The sequence below is a fragment of the Fodinicola acaciae genome (assembly GCF_010993745.1).
Lineage (GTDB): Bacteria > Actinomycetota > Actinomycetes > Mycobacteriales > HKI-0501 > Fodinicola > Fodinicola acaciae.
The window spans coordinates 1,680,185-1,699,849 of record NZ_WOTN01000002.1 but is presented as its reverse complement, the minus strand read 5'-3'; the positions used below and the strand labels follow the sequence as shown (position 1 = coordinate 1,699,849).

16 protein-coding genes are annotated in these 19,665 nt (G+C 68.4%); 9 read left to right on the top strand and 7 right to left on the bottom strand.

Going from position 1 to position 19,665, the window contains the following annotated elements; all coding sequences use genetic code 11:
• Window positions 1-39: 39 nt before the first annotated feature.
• Complete coding sequence (locus tag GNX95_RS23190) at window positions 40-552, bottom strand: MarR family winged helix-turn-helix transcriptional regulator (RefSeq protein ID WP_163509487.1); 513 nt, start codon at window positions 550-552, stop codon at window positions 40-42.
• 62 nt (window positions 553-614) lie between these two features.
• Here GNX95_RS23190 and GNX95_RS23185 point away from each other — a divergent pair, with 62 nt between their 5' ends.
• Window positions 615-1,382 carry a DUF2127 domain-containing protein gene (locus tag GNX95_RS23185; protein ID WP_163509486.1) on the top strand — a complete coding sequence of 256 codons (768 nt, stop codon included), beginning with the start codon at window positions 615-617 and terminating at the stop codon, window positions 1,380-1,382.
• Between the two features lie 61 nt (window positions 1,383-1,443).
• On the opposite strand, the gene GNX95_RS23180 is transcribed toward GNX95_RS23185, so the two are convergent.
• Window positions 1,444-2,769, bottom strand: a complete 1,326-nt coding sequence (locus GNX95_RS23180) for an MFS transporter (protein WP_163509485.1) — start codon at window positions 2,767-2,769, stop codon at window positions 1,444-1,446.
• 204 nt (window positions 2,770-2,973) lie between these two features.
• Between GNX95_RS23180 and GNX95_RS23175 the strand changes: the two genes are divergently transcribed.
• The 4 genes from GNX95_RS23175 (at window position 2,974) to GNX95_RS23160 (ending at window position 6,405) form a co-directional block, all read left to right on the top strand.
• Entirely contained in the window at window positions 2,974-4,317 is a 1,344-nt protein-coding gene (locus tag GNX95_RS23175; protein WP_163509484.1) for an ABC transporter substrate-binding protein, read from the top strand.
• Entirely contained in the window at window positions 4,318-5,262 is a 945-nt protein-coding gene (locus GNX95_RS23170; RefSeq protein WP_163509483.1) for a carbohydrate ABC transporter permease, read from the top strand.
• A complete protein-coding gene (locus tag GNX95_RS23165; RefSeq protein WP_163509482.1) occupies window positions 5,255-6,082 on the top strand; it encodes a carbohydrate ABC transporter permease in 828 nt (275 codons plus the stop codon). The genes GNX95_RS23170 and GNX95_RS23165 overlap by 8 nt, the downstream gene beginning before the upstream one ends.
• Before the next feature lie 113 nt (window positions 6,083-6,195).
• On the top strand, window positions 6,196-6,405 hold the full coding sequence (locus GNX95_RS23160; RefSeq protein WP_163509481.1) for a hypothetical protein: 210 nt from the start codon (window positions 6,196-6,198) through the stop codon (window positions 6,403-6,405).
• A 285-nt stretch (window positions 6,406-6,690) separates the two neighbouring features.
• On the opposite strand, the gene GNX95_RS23155 is transcribed toward GNX95_RS23160, so the two are convergent.
• The 5 genes from GNX95_RS23155 to GNX95_RS23135 all read right to left on the bottom strand — a co-directional run bounded on the left by GNX95_RS23155 (window position 6,691) and on the right by GNX95_RS23135 (window position 14,553).
• Complete coding sequence (locus tag GNX95_RS23155) at window positions 6,691-7,296, bottom strand: ATP-binding cassette domain-containing protein (RefSeq protein ID WP_163509480.1); 606 nt, start codon at window positions 7,294-7,296, stop codon at window positions 6,691-6,693.
• A complete protein-coding gene (locus tag GNX95_RS23150) occupies window positions 7,293-8,135 on the bottom strand; it encodes an ABC transporter ATP-binding protein (RefSeq protein WP_163509479.1) in 843 nt (280 codons plus the stop codon). Before GNX95_RS23150 ends, GNX95_RS23155 begins: the two co-directional genes overlap by 4 nt.
• Window positions 8,132-11,212 carry an FtsX-like permease family protein gene (locus GNX95_RS23145; protein ID WP_163509478.1) on the bottom strand — a complete coding sequence of 1,027 codons (3,081 nt, stop codon included), beginning with the start codon at window positions 11,210-11,212 and terminating at the stop codon, window positions 8,132-8,134. Before GNX95_RS23145 ends, GNX95_RS23150 begins: the two co-directional genes overlap by 4 nt.
• Window positions 11,213-12,388: 1,176 nt before the next feature.
• On the bottom strand, window positions 12,389-13,369 hold the full coding sequence (gene meaB / locus GNX95_RS23140) for a methylmalonyl Co-A mutase-associated GTPase MeaB (RefSeq protein WP_163509477.1): 981 nt from the start codon (window positions 13,367-13,369) through the stop codon (window positions 12,389-12,391).
• Window positions 13,366-14,553 (bottom strand): acetyl-CoA C-acetyltransferase, encoded by a 1,188-nt coding sequence (locus GNX95_RS23135; RefSeq protein WP_222853833.1) that lies wholly within the window; start codon window positions 14,551-14,553, stop codon window positions 13,366-13,368. The genes meaB and GNX95_RS23135 overlap by 4 nt, the downstream gene beginning before the upstream one ends.
• Window positions 14,554-14,656: 103 nt before the next feature.
• Between GNX95_RS23135 and mce the strand changes: the two genes are divergently transcribed.
• The 4 genes from mce to GNX95_RS23115 all read left to right on the top strand — a co-directional run bounded on the left by mce (window position 14,657) and on the right by GNX95_RS23115 (window position 19,424).
• Window positions 14,657-15,076 (top strand): methylmalonyl-CoA epimerase, encoded by a 420-nt coding sequence (mce, locus tag GNX95_RS23130; RefSeq protein ID WP_163509476.1) that lies wholly within the window; start codon window positions 14,657-14,659, stop codon window positions 15,074-15,076.
• 81 nt (window positions 15,077-15,157) lie between these two features.
• Window positions 15,158-16,489 carry a crotonyl-CoA carboxylase/reductase gene (ccrA, locus tag GNX95_RS23125; RefSeq protein ID WP_222853831.1) on the top strand — a complete coding sequence of 444 codons (1,332 nt, stop codon included), beginning with the start codon at window positions 15,158-15,160 and terminating at the stop codon, window positions 16,487-16,489.
• A gap of 135 nt (window positions 16,490-16,624) precedes the next feature.
• Window positions 16,625-17,971, top strand: coding sequence for a coiled-coil domain-containing protein (locus tag GNX95_RS23120; protein ID WP_163509475.1), 1,347 nt, complete (start codon window positions 16,625-16,627; stop codon window positions 17,969-17,971).
• Between the two features lie 142 nt (window positions 17,972-18,113).
• On the top strand, window positions 18,114-19,424 hold the full coding sequence (locus GNX95_RS23115) for a coiled-coil domain-containing protein (RefSeq protein ID WP_163509474.1): 1,311 nt from the start codon (window positions 18,114-18,116) through the stop codon (window positions 19,422-19,424).
• Window positions 19,425-19,665 lie beyond the last annotated feature (241 nt).

Here is a 19,665-nt window from a genome sequence, read left to right as displayed (position 1 = left end):
TGGCCATGCGACCGTCAGGCTGGGAACGCCCGAATCGCGCTAGTCGGCGATGAAGTCGCCGGCCGCCGAGCGTACGGACCGGAGCCGGTCGAACAGCAACTCACGATCCGCGGCCGCCAGCGCCGACAGGCCGAAGTCGATCGCCATCAGGTCACGGGTCGCCTCCCGTACGACCTCGCGGCCGGCGTCGGTGAGCACGGCCAGCACGCCACGGCCGTCGTCCGGGTTCCGCCGCCGGTCGACCAGACCGGCCGCGACCAGCCGGTCGATGATGTTGGTGACGCTGGTCGGATGCACCTGCAACCGTTCGCCGATGACCTTGAGCGGCAGCGCGCCGGCGCGCGAGAAGTCCAGCAGCACCAACGCTTCGTAGCGCGAGAACGTGATCTTGTAAGGCTTCAGCACCGCGTCATAGCGCGCCAACAGGATCTGCTGCACCCGCATCACCGAGGTGGCGACCCGCATCGCGTCGGCCGGACCGTACCGGCGCGTCCAGATGTCGCCGGCGCGCTCGATCGGGTCGAACGGCAGGCCGGCCGCGGGTTCGGACATGACCGCAGGTTACCGGGCTCCAGGTGACTGGAGACTGGTGGCGAGTCTCTACGCTGACCGACGTGGACTGGAGCTTGCGCGCGTGCGGCCGCCGCGGACACCTCACCTACCGGCCGACCGAGACCGACCTCGCCGACCGGCTGACCGCGCAGACCGCGGTCGGCCAGGTGTGGCGCTGCCTGCGCTGCGGCGACTTCACCGTCGGCGAGCCGAAACTGACCGGGCCGGCCGAGGACGCGCCGATCGTCCTGCGCGGCGCCGCGCTGCGCGACGCGGTCATCCTGCGGCTGCTGTCCGCCGAGCGCGCCATCCGTGGCGTGCTCCTGCTGCTCGCCGCCTATGGCGTTTTCGAGTTCCGTACGGTCAAGGGCTCGCTGCAGCAGGCCTTCGAGCACTATCTGCCGCTGGTGAAACCGCTGGCCGACGAGATCGGCTATGACCTCACCAACGCCGGCCCGGTGCGGCTGATCGACGAGGCGTTCTCGGTCAGCGCCAACGCTCTGCTGCTGATCGCCGGCGGCATCGTGCTCTACGGTGCGCTGCAGCTCACCGAGGCGGTCGGCCTGTGGCTGTTGAAGCGGTGGGGTGAGTACGTGGCGGTGGTCGGCACGTCGCTGTTCATCCCGCTGGAGGTCTACGAGCTGGTCGAGAAGGTCACGGTCATCCGGATCGGCGCGCTGCTGATCAACATCGCGGCGGTGATCTACCTGGTGTGGACCAAGCGGCTGTTCGGCGCGCGCGGCGGCCGCGCCGCGCACGAGGCGCACCTGCACAGCGAGTCGGTGCTGGAGGTCGAGCAGGCCGCCCTCCAGCGCGCCACCCCCGCCTGACCGTTAGGTCGCATGGCCACCATGCGTGCATCGAGCGCACGCATGGTGGCCATGCGACCGGTCAGCTCGAGACCGGGCTCGACGACGACTCGTGCTCGTCGATCGGGGACTCCCTGGAGGTTTCGCGCATGGTCGCGTAGACGATCAGCGACACCAGGATGCAGCCGGCGACATACCAGAAGAACAGGGACTCGACGCCGGCCTTTTTCAGCCACAGCGCGATGTACTCGGCGGTGCCACCGAAGATCGCCACCGCCAGCGCGTACGGCAGGCCGACCCCGAGTGCGCGTACGCGCGTCGGAAACAGCTCCGCCTTCACGATCGCGTTGATCGACGTGTAGCAGGTGACGATGAGCAGCGCGAACATCATCAGCGCGAACGCGCCGAAAACGTTCTTCGTGTGTGCGAGCAGGGTCAGCAGCGGCACCGTGGCCAGCGTGCCGGCGATGCCGAAGGTGATCAGGATCGGCCGCCGGCCAATCCGGTCGGACAGCGCCCCGACGACCGGTTGCAGGATCACGAAGACCAGCAGAGCCAGGAAGTTGATCCAGGCGGCCGCCTCGACCGAGATGCCGCCGGTGTTGACCATGAACTTCTGCAGATATGTCGTGTACGTGTAGAACGCGACCGTGCCACCCATCGTCAGGCCGAAGACCAGCAGCACCTCGCGCGGATGGTTGAGCAGCGCGCGGATAGTGCCGCGCGCACCGCGGCCGTCGTCGGTGCCGGCCGCCTTTCGATAGCTCTCCGACTCGTCCATGGTGGCCCGCAGATACATGACGACCAGCGCGAAGACCGCGCCGAGGCCGAAGGCGACCCGCCAGCCCCACGACTTCATCTCGGCCGCGGTGAGAAACTGCTGCAGCACGATCTGTACGCCGAGCGCCAGCAGCTGGCCGGAGGTCAGCGTGACGTACTGGTAACTGGAGTAATAGCCACGTTTGCCGGGAGTCGCGACCTCGGACAGATAGGTCGCGGAGGTCGCGTACTCGCCACCCAGCGACAGGCCCTGGCCGAGCCGGGCGAGCAGCAACAACAGCGGCGCGGCGATGCCGATCGTCGCGTAGCCGGGCGTGAACGTGATGATCAGCGAGCCGGCCGCCATCATCAGCACCGACAGGGTCAGCGCGGCGCGGCGGCCGAACCGGTCGGCATAGCGGCCAAGCAGCCAGCCGCCGAGCGGCCGCATCAGGAAGCCGACCGCGAAGATGCCGGCGGTGTTGAGCAGCTGAGCGGTCGCGTCGCCCTTGGGGAAGAAGACCTGCGCGAAGTAGATGGCGAACGCCGTGTACGCATACCAGTCGTACCACTCGATCAGGTTGCCGATCGACCCTCTGACGACGTTCGCCGCGACCGATCGAGTGCGGCCCGGAGCAGGTGTTGTCATCGGCTACCTCCAGGTGCGGTGCGTACGGCGTAACACGAGAGTAAACAGCAAACCGTCTTTTTCCGGGAATCCTCCCGACATGGCCGGATGCGTCCGCCGACTGTCGGGGTTTCGCTTGCCACCGGCCTGTCGGCGGCCCTACTATCTCGCATTACCGGAAATGTTTCCGCTATTTCGAAAGTTCGTCGGGTCAAGGAGTAACAGATGCGTGACATTCAGTCCCGACCGTTGAGCCGGCGTACGTTCCTGTCCGCCACCGCACTCGGGCTGGGTGCGGCAGCCGGGTTGTCGGCCTGCGGCGGCGGCGGTGGCAGTGGCTCCGGCACGATCTCGTTCTGGAAGACACCGGTCGGTGACCTGGCCTTCGAGCAGTCCTACAACAAGAAGCTGATCGCGGACTTTACCGCGAAACAGAAGGACACCAAGGTCAACTTCCTGGTCATCCCGTGGGACAGCGCGCTGCCGAAGTACACCGCCGGCTATGCCGGCAGCAACCCGCCGGACCTGGCGTACGAGATCCTGCCGTGGATGAACAAGTTCCGAGGCACCGGCGCACTCGCCGACCTGCGCAAGCTGGGCGGTTCCGCGGTCGACAAGTACTTTCAGAACGTGCCGCAGGGCGCGATCGACGGAGCGACCGGCAAGAACGGCGAGCGGTACGCCGTACCGTTCTCGGCTGGTCACTTCGGCCTCACCCTCAACGAGGAGATCTGGGAGAAGGCCGGAAAGCCGCCACTGCCGGTGACCTACGACGACATCATCCCGTTCGCGCAGAAGCTGACCTTTGACAAGGCCGGCAAACGGCTCGGCGAGGCCGGCTTCAACCCGAAGAACATCGCGCACTGGGGCATGACCTGGGCCGGCACGCCCGGCGCGGAGACCAACTACGTCTGGAACTATCTCTGGGCCTACGGCGCGGACATCGTGTCGAAGGACGGCAAGGACATCGGCTTCGCCGGCGACGAAGGCCGCGCCGCCCTGCAGAACATGAAGAAACTGGTCGACTCCGGCGGCGCCACCCCGATGGGCCTGTACTCCGACCAGGACGCCTGGGGCGACCTCATGCTGCAGGGCAAGGCCGGCCTGCAGTGGATGCCGAACATCTCGCCGATCCAGGAACAGAAGTACAAGACCCGGTTCCGGGCGATCGACCTGCCGAAGGGACCGGCCGGTACGTTCGTCGTCGGCGGCTGCGGCTATTACTCGATCGCCAGCAAGAGCAAGAACAAGAAGGCGGCGTACTCGCTGCTGGAGTTCATGTTCGACGACGCGCGGCGCAAGGACTACATCCGCAGCATCCGCGTCTATCCGTTCGGCGACCCGCCGGCCGACTACTACGCCGGTGTCGGCGACAAGCGCGTCGAGGCCTACCTGACGACGGTCGCCGCGCAGACCAAGTACGTGCGGCTCACCCCGGTGCTGCCGTTCGACCCGCAGGACTACATCCTCGGCAAGTTCAACGACTACTTCCTCGGCCGTACGAGCCTGGACGACATGCTCAAGGACACGTCGGCGCACGTGAAGCAGCTGGCCTCGACGGTACGTTAGGTGGTCACCGTAGAACGGAGCACCGCGGCACCGCGGAAGAAGGCGGCGCCGGCCGTACGCCGGCGCCGGCCGGTCGGCTGGCTGGCCACCTATCGCGATGCCGCGCTTTTCCTGCTGCCCAAGGCGTTGCTGTTCGCGGTCTTCATCCTGGTGCCGTTCGTCTACACCTTCGTCCTGGTGTTCCAGAACGGTTCGCTGCTCGGCGAGTTCGAGTGGGTCGGCCTGGACAACTTCACCACCATCTTCTCTGACACGCTTTTCCTGACCACGCTCAAAAACACGCTGCTGTTCCTGGTCATCCTGGTGCCGTTGACGATGACCGTGCCGCTGGCCGTCGGCGTACTGCTGTCCAGCAAGCTCGCCGGTCTGCGGTTCTATCGCTCACTGATCTATCTGCCGTCGCTGCTCTCGATCGTGGCCACCGGCCTGATCTGGCGGGTGATGGCCGATCCGCAGTCGGGTCCGTTGAACCTGTTTTTCCGTGACATGCTGGGCATCGAGGTGCCCTGGCTGTCCAACGGCACGTTCGCCATCTTCTTCATAGCGGTCATCACGATGTGGTCGTCGCTCGGCTTCAACTCGATCATCTTCATGGCCGGCCTCAATGACATCCCCAACGAGCTGATCGAGGCCGCGCGGATCGACGGCGCCAGCGCGTGGCGTACGTTCTGGAGCATCAAGCTGCCGCTGATCCGGCCGGTCATGCAGTTTGTCATGATCCTCACGACGATCGCCTCCGTGCAGGTCTTCGACGTGATTTTCGTGATGACACAAGGCGGTCCGGGCACCGCGACGTACACCGCGATGTGGTACATCTACCAGAACGTCTTCAACGGCGGCTCGGTCGGCTATGCGGCGACCATGAGCGTCATCCTGCTGGTGATCACCCTGGTGATCTCGGCGATCTACCTGCGTACGACCCGATCGGAGCGCTCCGGTGGCTGACACGACGAACCGAGTGCTGCGCCAGACCGGCCTGCAGGTCTGCGCGATCGTCGCGACTTTCGCCTGTGTGGCACCGATCGCACTGATCGTCTTCGCGTCCTTTCGCAACGTGCACACCTTCACCGACCTCAACCTCAGCTGGTCGGGGTGGAGCCTTGCCGGCTACCAGAAGCTGTTCGCGCTCGGCAACATCCAGACCTGGCTGTTCAACACGGTCGTGGTGTCGCTGGCCAGCACGGTGCTGGCGGTCATCATCGACCTGATGGCCGCTTTCGCTTTCAGCAAGCTGAAATGGCGCGGCCGCGACTCGCTTTTCCTTTTCCTGATCAGCACGATGATGCTGCCGTTCTCGGTGACGCTGGTGCCGACGTACCTGATCGCCAACAACGTCGGCCTGACCGACAACTACGCGGCGCTGATCCTGCCCGGTCTGTCCGCGCCGCTGGGCACCTTCCTGCTCCGCCAGTTCGTCCAGGGGATCCCCGACGAGCTGTTGGAGTCGGCGCGTGTCGATGGCGCGTCCAACGCACGGATCTTCATCTCGATGATCCTGCCGTTGTCCGCGCAGCCGATGGCCGTGCTGGCGATCCTCACCTTCGTGGCCAACTGGAACAGCTTCATCTGGCCGCTGCTGGTGATCCAGAGCGACAGCCTCAAGACGCTCACCGTCGGCCTGGCGACCACCAGCACGCAGTATTCCAACGACCTGTCCTCACTCACCTCGACGACGGTGATCAGCCTCGTACCGATGGCGATCCTGTTCTTCGTCTTCCAGCGCTACTTCATCCGCGGCGTCACAGCCGGTGCACTGAAAGGCTGATTTCGCCACCGACAGTCACCGCCCCGCCGAAAATGAGTACGTCCTACTCATGCGCCGCTCTGCACGAACAGGCACTCTCGAACGTGCGGGCGGCGCGATCGGAGGGGACGCCGATGTTGTTGCGAGCGTTGATAGACCGGCACGGCGAGGTTGTCGGTGTCTGCGCGGACGCCGACGACACGCCGCGGACGACCGAGCGGCCGCACCGGCCAGGTGACCGGATCAGCACACTGCGGATCGCCGACGAGATCCCGCTGCTGGAGCTGCACCGGCGGCTGAAGTTCGACCGTACGACCGGCCAGCTGCACCTCACCAACTGCTAACTCGAACGTGGCGCGTGTGCGCCGCGTCAGAAGGCCATGATCAGCGCGTCGGCGTCCAGCAGCTTGAGCTTACCTACCACCGACGACGCAATCGGATTCCGATTGCGTCGTCCGAGGTGGCCTGACCTGCGGTTTTGCCGCCGGAGGTGACAAAAGGTCAATCCGGACGGTTTTCATACATATGTAAGTTGCCACGCGAACCCACCCCCCGCCCGATCTGGGTGGGGGCCCAGATTGGCAGGGGGGTACGACAGTTTCGGGCTGTAGCGGGTATCGGTGGCCGGCTCAGGAGCGTACGAGGGTGGCGCGGCCGTCGGCGATGTGGAGTTCGATGGGGCAGACCTGCGCGGCTTCCTCGTCGTTGGTGGCGAAGACGACCGTGTTGCCGGCGGCGGCGTGGGCGGCCAGCAGGTCGAGTACGCGCTCGCGGTTGGCGGCGTCGAGCTCGCTGGTCACCTCGTCGGCCAGCAGCGCGGCCGGTGCCACCGCCAGGCCGCGGGCGACCGCGACGCGCTGCTGCTGACCGCCGGACAGTTCCTCGACCAGCTGGTCGCCGTGCTTGTCCAGCCCCAGCGCGGCCAACGCCTCGGCCGCACGTTGCCGCGTGGCAGCCGCCGGCACACCGCGCGCGAGCAGCGCCACCTCGACGTTCTCGGCGGCGGTCAGCACCGGTACCAGGCCGTTGTCCTGCGGCACCAGCGCCACGTCGTCAGGCGTGTCCACCGAGCCGTCCGCGACCGGCAGCAGGCCGGCCAGCGTCCACAGCAGTGTCGACTTGCCGGCACCGGACGCACCGGTCACCGCGACCATCTGGCCGCCGGACGCGCGTACGGTCACGTCGACCAGCACGTCCCGACCGCCGCGCTGGACGGTCACACCGGACGCGATCATGACACCTCCTCGGCGGACAGCCGGACCGATCCGTCGTCGAGCAGCTGGACGCGCACCAGCGTCCCCGGCGGAAACTTCTCCACGACGTCCAGCGGCAGCGACAGGCTGCCGTCGCGCGCGACGACCGCGAAGTCCTCGCCGCGATGGCCCTCGGCACCGATCCGGCCGTCCCGGATGGTGACCGTCCGGCGTACCCGCTGGCTGACCTCCGGATCATGCGTCACCACGATGACGGTCGTGCCGCGCGCCCGGTTGACCTCGGCCAGCGCCTCCAGCACCTCACCACGCGCGTCGTGGTCGAGCTGGCTGGTCGGCTCGTCGGCCAGCAGCAGGCCTGGCGAGTGCGCGACACCGACCGCGACCGCGAGCCGCTGCCGCTGTCCCGGGCTCAGCTCGACCAGCTTGCGCTTCGCCAGCGACCCGAGTCCGAGCAGGTCGAGCACGTCGTCAGGCTTGTCGACCTCGGCACCGCGCGGCGCGGCACGCTGCGCGAACCGTACGTTGTCGTAGGCGGTCAGATAAGGCAGCAGATTGCGTGAGGCGCCCTGCAGCACAACGCCAACCTCGCTGGCGCGCATTCTCTGCAACTGCTTGGCCGTCATCGACTCCACGACATGCGAGCCGATCCGCAGCCGACCGGCGCTGTGTCGCAGTACGCCGGCGAGGATCGACAGCAGCGTCGACTTCCCCGCGCCGGACGGCCCGAGGAGCGCGACCGACTCGCCGGCCGACACGTGCAGGTCGATGCCGGCGAGCGCGACGACCTCGGTGTCCACCCCCATGTCAACAGCGCGGTAGATGTGCACGAGGCCTTCGCAGTTCACGGCCACGCCGGTCATTGCTGTCCCTCCTGCACCCGCCGGATCGTGCCGCCGCGCTCCGAGCGCGCCGCCACCAGCGCGGCCACGACCGCCAGGACGACCAGTGCGAGGACGGCCGCGGCGACCGGCCACACCGGCCCCGGCACGTAGTCCAGTCGTGGATATGCCGGCGAGTCGGAGAAGACCGGCACCGCCGGCAGGGCCAGCAGCGCACCGAGCGCGCCGGCCACGACTCCGGCGACACAGCCGATCACCGCCGGCACCAGCTGCTCGATCCGCGCCGCTCGTCGCAACGACGGTCTGGATACGCCGGTCAGCCGCAGCACGCCGAACTCGTACGCACGCACGCGACCGTCCAGATAGGCCGCGACCGCCAGCGAGCCGGCCGCCAGCAGCAGCGCCGCCACCGCAGCGACGAGATAGAGCCGCAACGCCAGCGTCGGCCCTTGCTGATCCAGCTCCGCCAGCCGACCCGCGTAACTCTGCTCATCGACCGGCAGGATGCCAGCCGCCGCCAGCTTCCGCGTGATCGACGGCGGCGCGTCCGGAGCCAGCCAGACCTGGTCGACCAGCGCGGTCCGGCCGTACGTGTTGGAGATCCGGTCGAGGTATTCCAGGTTGACCAGCAGGCCGGACGCGCCGACGCTCGGGATGTACGCGGCACGTGCGGCCACGACATACGTGTGCGGCTGCGTCGACAGGTCCGACCCCTGGATCAGCGAGCCCGGCCGGCTCGGACCGGCGTCGGAGGCGTCCGGGTCGGTCGTCGCCTGCCCACCGCCACTTCCGGGTGCAGGAGCCGGCGGCGCACTGCCGGCGAGGACGGCTGGCAACGGCGACGGTACGTCCGCGCGGCGGGCGACGATCTGCTCGGCGCCTTCGCTGTCGAAGGAGATCCCGAGTCCTCCGGACGCGCGGCTCAGGCCGGCGTGCGGATAACTCAAGCCCTCCTCCGGCACCTGCCACCTGGTCGAGTCGGCGAAGCCGGCGACCGGCTTTCCGTTGTCGGCCAGTCCGGTGACGGCCAGCATGCCGTGGATCCGGCCGCTGTCCAGCGGGTCGCGGGTCACCCGGATCGACTCGAACCGGCAGCCGCCGGCGCACTCGGCCACCGAGCCGGTCAGCGTCTGTCCGCCCGGCCGGACCGTACCGAGCGGCAGCGAGACCGGCTGGTTGTGGCCGTCGCGCAGGTCGAGCGAGATGCTGAGCGGCCGCGCCGAGTCGGCCTGCGTGACGGTGACGGACAGGCTGAGCCGCGGTCCGCGTACGGTCAGCACCGGGCTCGGCGCCGGCTTGCTCAGGTCGCGCGCGATCGCGTCGATCGGCGCGGTCAGCTCGCCGCGGTCCCACCGTGCGACGGCGGCGAGCCTGCTGGCGTCGACGGCGAGTACGCCGCGGATCGGGTCGGCCGGACCACCGGCGTACTTGACCGCGGCCATCGCATAGCGGCCGGTCGGATCGGCGGACCGTACGGCCTGCAGCAACGCCTGCTCGGTCGGCGCGCGTACGGTCACGGCCCGGTCCGCACCGACGTCCGCCGCAGCGCGCGCCTTCCGATCGGCCGCCGCGGTGTCCCAGGCGATCGCCGAGAAAAAGAGCAGGGCGACCGCGACCGTGACCACCAGCGCCGACCGCCGGCCGCCCGTACGCCGAGCGAGCGGTGTCCAGCCGACCATCTCGGCCAGCCGGCCGCGCCGCCGCGCCGATCGCTGGCGCCACAACGCGAGCAACGGCACCAACCGAGACACCGCGATGCCGGTCACCACGGCGAGCATTCCTGGCGCGACCAGCGACAACGGCGACGAGGAACGGCCGCGGTCGGTGAGCACCTGGACGAGCGCGGCCAGCGCGAGCGCCGCCACCAGGCCGTCGACGATGCCGGCGCGCAGCTTGTGCTGGCGCGGTGGCACGCGCCGGAGCAGCTCGGCGACGCTCAGGCCGAGTACGCGCCGGCCGGCGGCCGCCGCTGCCGCCAAGCCGCCGCCGAGGGCGAGCAGCGCGATCAACAGGACTGGCAGGCGTAACTCCACGTGGACGCCAGGCGCGAGCAGCAGCCGGCCGATCAGCTCTGTCACCAGCAGGCCGAGACCGAGGCCGATCGGCGCCGCCACGACCACCAACAGCAGAGACTCGCCGAGTCCGAAGACGGTCGTGGAGCGGCTGCGATAGCCGCGCAGCCTGGCCAACGCGATCTCCGGTCCGCGAGCCTCCGTCGCGTCGGACACGACCAGGATCAGGATGAACCAGGCGATCAGCACCAGCTCGGCGGCCACCAGCGGGATCGACAGCGCCACCAGCTGGCGGTCGGCCGTCACCGGCTCGATCGCGGTCGTCAGCCGCTGCTCGACCGCGAACCCCTCGCCGGTCAGCGCGCTCGCCGCCTGGCTGTAGAGCGCGGTGAGCCGGTCGACGTCGTCGAGGCGTACGTCGTCAGCGCGCAGCGCCACGTCGGCGTACGCCTTCGGCCGGCCCGGCAGCTGAGCGACGAAGCCGGTGCCGCCGATGACCGGGTCGACGCCCTGCACCAGGTTGGAGTCGGCCGCGTTCTGCGGGTCGAGGGTGACCGGCTGGAACTGGAAGTACGGCTGGCCGAGCCAGTAGCGCTCGTTGGCGGCCAGCGGCTGGTAAATGCCCGCGACGACCCCTTGCGACTGCCGCACCGAGCTCGGCCGGGCCTGCAGGGTGATCGTGTCGCCGAGCCGCACTTTGGCGCGATCGGCGGTGCGTTTGGAGAGCAGCGCAGAGTTGCCGTCGATCTTGCAGGTGCCGGCGACCATCCGGATGTGCGCGCAGACGTCCGTACGCGACAGGCCGTACGTCGCGAAGGTCTCGTGTGTCGCTCCGTCGAACCGCGCCGGCGACTCCACCCCGGTGACCGGCCGGTCCAGCAGCGGATCGGCCAGCTTGGCATCGCGCAGCGCGGAAGCCAACCCGCTGTCATCGGCATAGCTCGTCTGCGAAACCCGCATCCCCACCACCGCCGGCGAGATCGCACGCAGTGCCGTCACCAACAACGACTGCTCCGCCGCGCGCGCGTACGCCGGTCCGACCACCGCCGCCGTCATCGCGATCACCGCCACCACGAGGACGGTCACCGACCTCCCCCGCCGGTACCACAGTCCCCGCACTGCCACCGATATCGGACCCATACGTCGAAGCCTCACCCGCCGGCCAACCCGCCACCGGAATCGTCACCTGATCGTTTTCAGCCCGTAAGGAAATCGTTATCCAGGCCAATGGAGGCGACAACTACCTGCTACGGCGCGAAATTGTCGTACCTGTCCGCAAAAATTGCCCCCACCCAAAACGGGTGGGGGGTGGGTTCGCGTGGAATGTAGGTAAGTATTTGAAGTTGATCTTGGGTTTCAGGGGTGGGTGGTGGTGTCACGGTGGTGGAGGGGGTACGGCGCGGCGTGGTGCGGCGGGAGGCGGTGTGGCGCCGCATGGCGCGGTCGGGGATGGTGGTGGCGCCGCACGGGGCGGTCGCGCGGTGGTGGCGGCGCCGCACGGCGCGGGTCGGGGGGTGGTGGCGCACGGCGCGGTCGGGAGGTGGTGGCGGCGCCGCATGGCGCGGTCGGGGGGTGGTGGTGGCGCATGGGGCGCGGAGGCGACAGGGTTGCGGCTCCTCGTTGTTGCGTTGGAGAGGCGGTGCGTCTCCTGCTTTGTTGCGTCAGGGGGTGGTTGGGTTTTCTGCTTTGTTGCGTGGGTGTGTGGTTGGTTTTCGCCTGCGCTGCGGGCGCTCCTGCGCGGAGGGCGACCTCAAGGGAGGGGCGCGTGGATGCCAATCGGTGTGCATAGGGGTGCGGCCGGCGGTTGCGTGCGGGGCTGGGTTCTCTAGGCTTGCCAAGGCACATTAGTCACAAACGCATTGTCGGTCTCAATAGTCACAGGCGTCACAGCATCCGACGAAACTGCGGGTGTGAAAGCCTTGTTTCTTGCGTCCAGCGCTAGTAGATCGGCTTTCACGCCAACCCGGAGTTACATAAGTTGGACATTTAGCGTTACACGCGCTCTTGAGTCTCACATAATGGACCTTCGCGCCCCTTACTGGGACGCCGCGGCCGTCTCGGCCGGGGTAACCCGTCAGCGCGGGCGTTAATCTCTCTTCATAGCGCTAAATGTTCGCTTTGTCGGTTTGTGTTGATAGCCTGCACACGACTGGGTGTTACTACCGTGACTCACGTGGCCGATAATGCAGATGAGGCGACCTGTCCGCTTAATACGTGTCTAACAAGATATCTTGAGCCGCTCACCCATCCGGGCCACAAAGGTCAGGGGCTGGAGGCACCGATGCCGGCTATCAGCTTGTCGGCGGCGGCGTACGGGTCCTGTTCGCCGGCGACGACTTCGGCGGCGAGGGTGTCCAGGGCTTTCGAGCCGTGGAGGTCACCCATTCGTGCGCGCAGTGTCTTCACGGCGATCGCCTCGATCTCGGCCGCCGCTCGCCGCTGCCGGCGCCGCGCCAGCTCGCCGCCAGCCATCCACGTGCGGTGCTTCTCGATCGCCTCGAGTACGTCGGGGATCCCCTTGCCGGTGGACGCGACGGTCGACACGATCTCCGGGCGCCAGGCACCGGCCTCGGAGTGCCGGCCGCCGAGTCGCAGCATGCCGTTCAGGTCGCGTACGACCTGGTCCGCGCCGTCGCGATCGGCTTTGTTCACAACGAAAATGTCGGCGATCTCCAGGATGCCGGCCTTCGCGGCCTGGATGCCGTCCCCCATCCCAGGCGCCAACAGTACGACGGTCGTGTCGGCCAGCGACGCCACGTCGACCTCGGCCTGGCCGACGCCGACCGTCTCCACCAGGACCAGGTCGCAGCCGGCGGCGTCCAGCACGCGTACGGCCTGCGGAGTGGCCCATGACAGGCCGCCGAGATGGCCGCGCGACGCCATCGAGCGGATGAAGACGCCGCTGTCGGTCGCGTGGTCCTGCATGCGTACGCGGTCGCCGAGCAGCGCACCACCGGAAAACGGCGACGACGGGTCGACGGCCAGCACGCCGACCCGCTTGCCCTGCTCACGGAACGCCTTCACCAGCATCGACGTAGACGTCGACTTTCCAACGCCTGGCGAGCCGGTCAGGCCGAGGATCTGTGCGCGTCCGGTGTGCGGCGCGAGCGCGGCCGCGATCTCCGGCAAATGCGGACTGTCGTCCTCGACCAGGCTGACCAGCCGCGCCACCGCGCGCGGATCAGCGGCCTGAGCGCGCTCCAGGACTTCGGAGAGCGGCGCGTCCCGACGGAGTGGTTTCACTTCTTTGGTACGCGCAAGATCAAAGCGTCGCCCTGGCCGCCGCCGCCGCACAGCGCGGCCGCGCCGACACCGCCGCCGCGCCGGCGCAGCTCCAGCGCCAGGTGCAGCGCCAGCCGCGCGCCGGACATCCCGATCGGATGGCCGAGCGCGATCGCGCCGCCGTTGACGTTGACCTTCTCCTCGTCGATCTCCAGGTCGTTGACCGACTGGATGCCGACCGCGGCGAAGGCCTCGTTGATCTCGACCAGGTCCAGGTCACCGACGCCGAGCCCGTCCTTGCTCAGCGCGTGCTTGATCGCGTTCGACGGCTGCGACTGCAGGGAGTTGTCCGGACCGGCGACATTTCCGTGCGCGCCGATCTCGGCGATCCACTCCAGCCCGAGTTCCTCGGCTTTCGCTTTGCTGACAACGACAACCGCGCACGCGCCATCGGAGATCTGAGACGCCGTACCAGCCGTGATCGTGCCGTCCTTGCCGAAAGCCGGCCGCAGTTTGGCCAGGCCCTCGACCGTCGTGTCGCCGCGAATTCCCTCGTCGTCGGTCACCTCGATCGGGTCACCTTTGCGCTGTGGCACCAAAACCGGCGTGATCTCGTCGGCGAAGACGCCGTCTTTCTGCGCACGCGCGGCGCGCTGGTGCGAGCGCGCGGCGAAAGCGTCCTGCTCCTCGCGACCGATGTTCAGCTTGGCGTTGTAGCGGTCGGTCGACTCACCCATCGCGATGTGGTCGAAGGGATCGGTGAGGCCGTCGTAGGCCATCGCGTCCAGCATCTCGATCGCGCCGTATTTGAAGCCAGCACGCGATTTCGGCAGCAGATGCGGCGCGTTGGTCATCGACTCCATGCCGCCGGCGACGACGATGTCGAACTCGCCGGCCCGGATCAGCTGGTCGGCCAACGCGATCGCGTCGAGGCCGGACAGGCAGACCTTGTTGATCGTCAGCGACGGTACGGTCATCGGGATGCCGGCGGCGACCGCGGCCTGCCGCGACGGGATCTGGCCGGCGCCGGCCTGCAGCACCTGGCCCATGATCACATACTGCACGGCCTCCGGCGCGATGCCGGCGCGGTCCAGCGCAGCCTTGATCGCGATGCCGCCCAGCTGCGCACCGGAGAAGTCCTTCAGCGACCCGAGCAACCGACCCATCGGCGTACGCGCACCCGCCACGATCACTGACCCGGCCATCGCGTCCTCCTCGGCTTAACGGTGGTTTGGTGGCCCACTTTATGAGATGCAATGGCTCACAACATGTCCTGGTGACTCGATCCACATCACTTACCGTGGGTTGATGTTCACCGCCATCGACCACGTCGGCATCGCGGTCGCCGACTACCAGGCCGGCCTCGACTTCTACACGGGCACCTTCGGGATGACCGTCGCACACGAGGAGGTCAACGAGGAGCAGGGCGTACGCGAGGCGATGCTGGTGCCCGCCGCGGACCGCTCCGGCACGCAGATCCAGCTGCTCGCTCCGCTGACGCCGGAGTCGACGATCGCCAAGTTCCTCGACCGCAACGGACCCGGCGTCCAGCAGATCGCCTATCGCGTCGACGACCTTGAGCAAGTGGCCGCTGAGCTGCGCGCGAAGGGCTTGCGGCTGCTCTACGACCAGCCCCGCCGCGGCACCGCCGGGAGCCTGGTCAACTTCGTGCACCCGAAGGACGCCGGCGGCGTGCTCGTGGAGCTCGTCCAGCCGGCTGACCACTGAGCCATGTCTCACATGGGGATGCACTGGATCGTTACTCATCGGTAACGTGCGGTGCCACCTGCTGATTCGGGAGGCGAAGCGGTGAAGCAGATCCTCGACGCGATCATGGCCGGCGAGCGCGAGGCGCTCGGCCAGCTGCCCGTGCCGGAGTCCTACAAGGGTGTGGTCGTACGCGCCGACGAGGCGGACATGTTCGACGGCCTGCCGACGAAGGACAAGGACCCGCGCAAGTCGCTGCACGTCCAGGAGGTGCCGACTCCGGAGCTCGGCCCAGGCGAGGCGCTGGTGACGGTGATGGCCAGCGCGATCAACTACAACACCGTCTGGACCTCGATCTTCGAGCCGGTGTCGACGTTCGGGTTCCTGAAGCGCTACGGAAAGCTGTCTCCGCTGGCCGCGCGGCACGACCTGCCCTACCAGGTGGTCGGCTCCGACCTGGCCGGCGTCGTCCTGCGCACCGGTCCCGGCGTACACGTGTGGAAGCCGGGCGACGAGGTCGTCGCGCACTGCCTTTCGGTGGAGCTGGAGCGCCCGGACGGCCACAACGACACGATGCTCGACCCTGAGCAGCGGATCTGGGGCTTCGAGACCAACTTCGGCGGCCTGGCGCAACTGGCGCTGGTGAAGGCCAACCAGCTGATGCCCAAGCCCGACCACCTCAGCTGGGAGGAGGCGGCCAGTCCGGGGCTGGTCAACTCGACCGCCTACCGCCAGCTCATCTCCGCCAACGGCGCCAACGCGCGGCTTGGCGACGTCGTGCTGATCTGGGGCGCCTCCGGCGGCCTCGGGTCGTACGCGACCCAGATGGCGCTGAAGGCCGGCGCGACACCGGTGTGTGTGGTCTCCAGTCCGGAGAAGGCGGAGATCTGCCGCGCCATGGGGGCCGAGCTGATCATCGACCGCAGCGCGGAGAAGTTTCAGTTCTGGTCCGACGAGACGACGCAGAATCCCAAGGAGTGGAAGCGGTTCGGCGCCGCCATCCGCGAGCTGACCGGTGGCGACGACCCGGACATCGTGTTCGAGCATCCGGGCCGCGAGACCTTCGGCGCGAGCGTCTTCGTGGCTCGCCGCGGCGGCACCATCGTGACCTGCGCGTCCACATCCGGCTTCCTGCACGAATACGACAACCGCTATCTGTGGATGAACCTGAAAAGGATAATTGGGTCACATTTCGCGAACTACCGCGAAGCCTGGGCGGCGAACCGGTTGATCCAGCGCGGAATCATCCATCCGACGCTTTCTCGGACATATGCGCTCGAAGAAACCGGACAAGCCACGTATGACGTGCATAAGAATGCACATCACGGCAAAGTCGGCGTCCTGACCCTCGCGCCCAGCCCTGGCCTGGGCGTACGCGACGAGGAGAAGCGTGCGCGGCACCTGCAGGAAATCATGCGCTTCCAGAATATTTGACCGATTTCCGGGGGTGACCTCACAGGCCGCCTGCGAGGGGTGAATACTACGGGTCTAAGGTGTGCTTTCTCTGGAGCAGCACCAGGCAGCACACCAGTCCAGGACCCGTCCACCGCCTCTGCGATAGTGAGCGACATGGCCTCCGACACCGACGTGCAGTTCTTCGACAACATCCAGAACGAGCCGGAATTCGCGATCACGCTGCGCGGTTACGACCGCCAGCAGGTCACCGAGTACATGCGGCGGGCCTCCGTCGAGCTCGGCCAGCATTCGGCGGCTCGCGCCGAGGCCGAGTCGCGGCTCAACGACGCCGGCAACCGCATCCGCGGCCTGGAAGACAAGCTCGCCACCCTGCAGCGCCGGGTCGCCGACCAGGAGCAGCAACTCAAGGAGAACGCCAAGCCGTCGCTGTCCGGCCTCGGCACTCGCGTCGAGCAGATGCTGCGGCTGGCCGAGGAGCAGGCGACCGAGCACACCGAGGAAGCGAAGAAGGTCGCCGCCGAGACCCTCTCCAACGCGCGTGCCTCCGCTCGGGAGATGACCGAGAAGGCGCGCCAGGAGGCCAAGGCGGTCAAGGAAGGCGCCGAGCGCGAGGTGTCCGGCACCCGCGAGGTGGCCGAGCGCGAGGCGGCCGAGCTGACCGCCCGCGCCGAGCGTGAGGCGGCCCTGCTGCGGGCCAACGCCGAGCGCGAGACGACCCAGCTGCGCAAGACCACCGAGCACCAGGTCACCGAGCAGCGCGCCACCGTCGAGCGCGAGGTGTCCCAGCTGCGGGCCACCGTCGAGCGCGAGGTGACCCAGCTGCGCGGCAAGGCCACCCAGGAGGTCGAGCAACTGCGCGCCGCCGCGCGTAAGGAGATCGACCAGCTGCGCGCCGCCGCACAGGCCGCCGCCGCCAACCTGCGGGCCGAGGCCGAGCGCGAGTCCGCGGAGAAGCGGTCGATGGCCGAGCGGATGCTCGCCGAGGCCACCCAGAAGCGCGACAACGACCTGCGCAGCCTGGAGCTCGACCTGGCCGAGCGGCGCGAGCGCGCCGAGCAGCAGCAGTCCGAGCGGCACGCCGCCGCGGTGGCCGCCAACCAGAAGCTGATCAGCGAGGCCGAGGAGCGCGCGCAGGCCGCCGACGCGCGGGCTCGCGAGATCGAGGTCGCCGCCGAGGCTCGCCGCAAGGACTCCGAGCAACAGGCTCGCGCCACCGTGGAGAAGGCCAAGGCGTTCGCGGCCAAGACCACCAGCGAGGCCCGCTCCGAGGCCGACCGGCTGCTGGCCGACTCGCGCGCTCAGGCCGAGCAGCTCACCAGCGACACCAAGCGTCAGGTCGAGGACCTGATCAAGCAGCGCGACGCGATCACCAGCCAGCTCGGCCAGCTCCGCGAGATGCTCGCCGGCCTGGTCGGTGGCGGCGCGGCACCGCGGCTCGCCGAGGTCGACTCGGCGATCTCCGAGGCCAAGGGTGGCCGGCCGTCCCCGTCGCCGAGCTGACATTAATATCGGCTGAGAGAACCGGTGGACACGAATTCGTTTCCACCGGTTTTTTCTTTGACCGTACGAAAATCGTCGCGACACGGGAATTTGCCGCCGCACGGAGGCGACATTCGGCGGTGGTCCGTGTGAGTATGGGGTCATGTCCACCGACAGCCATGGCACCGGCGATGTTTTCCGGCTGTCCGGCGCGGCGGCCGCCGATTTCGAGCGGGTGCTGCGCGGATACGATCCCCGGCAGGTCAATGCCTACCTTGCCGACCAGGACCGGATTCTCGCCACCCTGACCGCCGAGCGTGACAATTTGCTGGCACAGCTGGAAAGGCTGGCGGCGGAGACCCAACAGGCGAAAATCGAGGCGGTCAACTGGCGGCGCAAGGCGGCTGCCGGCGGCGGCGAGGTGTCATACGCGAGCCTCGGCGTACGCGTGGAGCAGATCCTCCAGCTCGCGCACGACGACGCCAACGAGAAGCTCGCCAACGCGCAGCGAATCGAGGACGCCGCGAAGGCGCGCGGCGAGGAGATCCTCGAGGAGGCACGCCAGCGCGCCGCCGCGGTCGAGCGCGACTATCAGGCCGCGCTGGCGTCCCGGCGCGCCGAGGCCGACCGCGAGCTGACCGAGCTGCGGCAAACCACCCACCAGCAGTGCCAGGAGGCGCTGGAGCACGCGCGTAAGACCAGCGCCGACGCCGAGGCACGCGCGAAGACCACGATCGCCGAGGCGGAGGCCGAGGCGACCAAGCTGGGCACCGAGGCGGACGAGTACGCCGCGAAGACCCGCCGCGACGCGGACGTCTACGCCAACCGGCTGCGCCGCGACGCCGAGGCGCATGCCGCGACCCTCATCTCGGCCGGCCGGCAGGACGGCGAACGCGCCGCCGCCGAGGCCGCTGCCGCCGCCGACAAGGTGCGTACGGCCGCCGCCGTCGACGGCGAGCAATATCGCACGATCGCGCGCAAGGAAGCCAACGACCTGCTGGAGAAGGCGCGCCGCGACGCGGAGAAGCTCACCGGCGACGCGCGCGCCGAGGTCGAGCGGCTGACCAAGCAGCGCGAGGACGTGACGCGCGACCTGGCGCAGATGACCGCGTCGCTGAACGAGCTCGGTGCGAGCATCCCCACCAACCTCTTCGACCCGCCACCGGCGAGCGGCGCGAGCCCCGTTCCTGCCGCACCGGCCACGGCAGCCCCGGCCGCTGGGTCGCCTGCCGGCTCACCGCCAGCCGACGCTCCAGCCGCCGCTGCGAAGCCAGCCGACGCCAAGCCAGCCGACCCGAAACCAGCCGACCCGAAACCAGCCGACCCGAAACCAGCCGACCCGAAAGCGGCCGACGCTCCGGCTGATGCCTCGAAGCCGGCTGATTCCCAGCCGAGCGGCGCCAAGCCGGCTGACGGCAAGCCGACCGGCGCGAAGGCGACCGGCGCGAAGGCGACCGACGCCAAGAAGACGTAGGCCTCGTGTCCCGAGTCAGACTCGGGACACGAGGGCCTGTCCCCATATTCCGGGGGATGAGAGTCGAGATCCAAATGTCGTCTGGCGGTGCGGCGGAGCCGCCCGGCGCGGCAGCGCCACGTGGGCGGTTTCGCCGTGCCGTCAGGCGGCCCGAGACAGATGTGACAGCGGCTCGGCTATCGCCCCGCGGAATATGGAGACAGGCCCTAGCCGTACGCACCGCGGCGTCGACCAAGCACGG

Coding starts and splice junctions, on each gene's coding strand:
- GNX95_RS23120 (WP_163509475.1), top strand. CDS start 16,625: ATGGCCTCCGACACCGACGTGCAGTTCTTCGACAACATCCAGAACGAG.
- GNX95_RS23115 (WP_163509474.1), top strand. CDS start 18,114: ATGTCCACCGACAGCCATGGCACCGGCGATGTTTTCCGGCTGTCCGGC.
- GNX95_RS23190 (WP_163509487.1), bottom strand. CDS start 552: ATGTCCGAACCCGCGGCCGGCCTGCCGTTCGACCCGATCGAGCGCGCC.
- GNX95_RS23175 (WP_163509484.1), top strand. CDS start 2,974: ATGCGTGACATTCAGTCCCGACCGTTGAGCCGGCGTACGTTCCTGTCC.
- GNX95_RS23155 (WP_163509480.1), bottom strand. CDS start 7,296: ATGATCGCGTCCGGTGTGACCGTCCAGCGCGGCGGTCGGGACGTGCTG.
- GNX95_RS23135 (WP_222853833.1), bottom strand. CDS start 14,553: ATGGCCGGGTCAGTGATCGTGGCGGGTGCGCGTACGCCGATGGGTCGG.
- mce (WP_163509476.1), top strand. CDS start 14,657: ATGTTCACCGCCATCGACCACGTCGGCATCGCGGTCGCCGACTACCAG.
- GNX95_RS23160 (WP_163509481.1), top strand. CDS start 6,196: ATGTTGTTGCGAGCGTTGATAGACCGGCACGGCGAGGTTGTCGGTGTC.
- GNX95_RS23150 (WP_163509479.1), bottom strand. CDS start 8,135: ATGACCGGCGTGGCCGTGAACTGCGAAGGCCTCGTGCACATCTACCGC.
- GNX95_RS23180 (WP_163509485.1), bottom strand. CDS start 2,769: ATGACAACACCTGCTCCGGGCCGCACTCGATCGGTCGCGGCGAACGTC.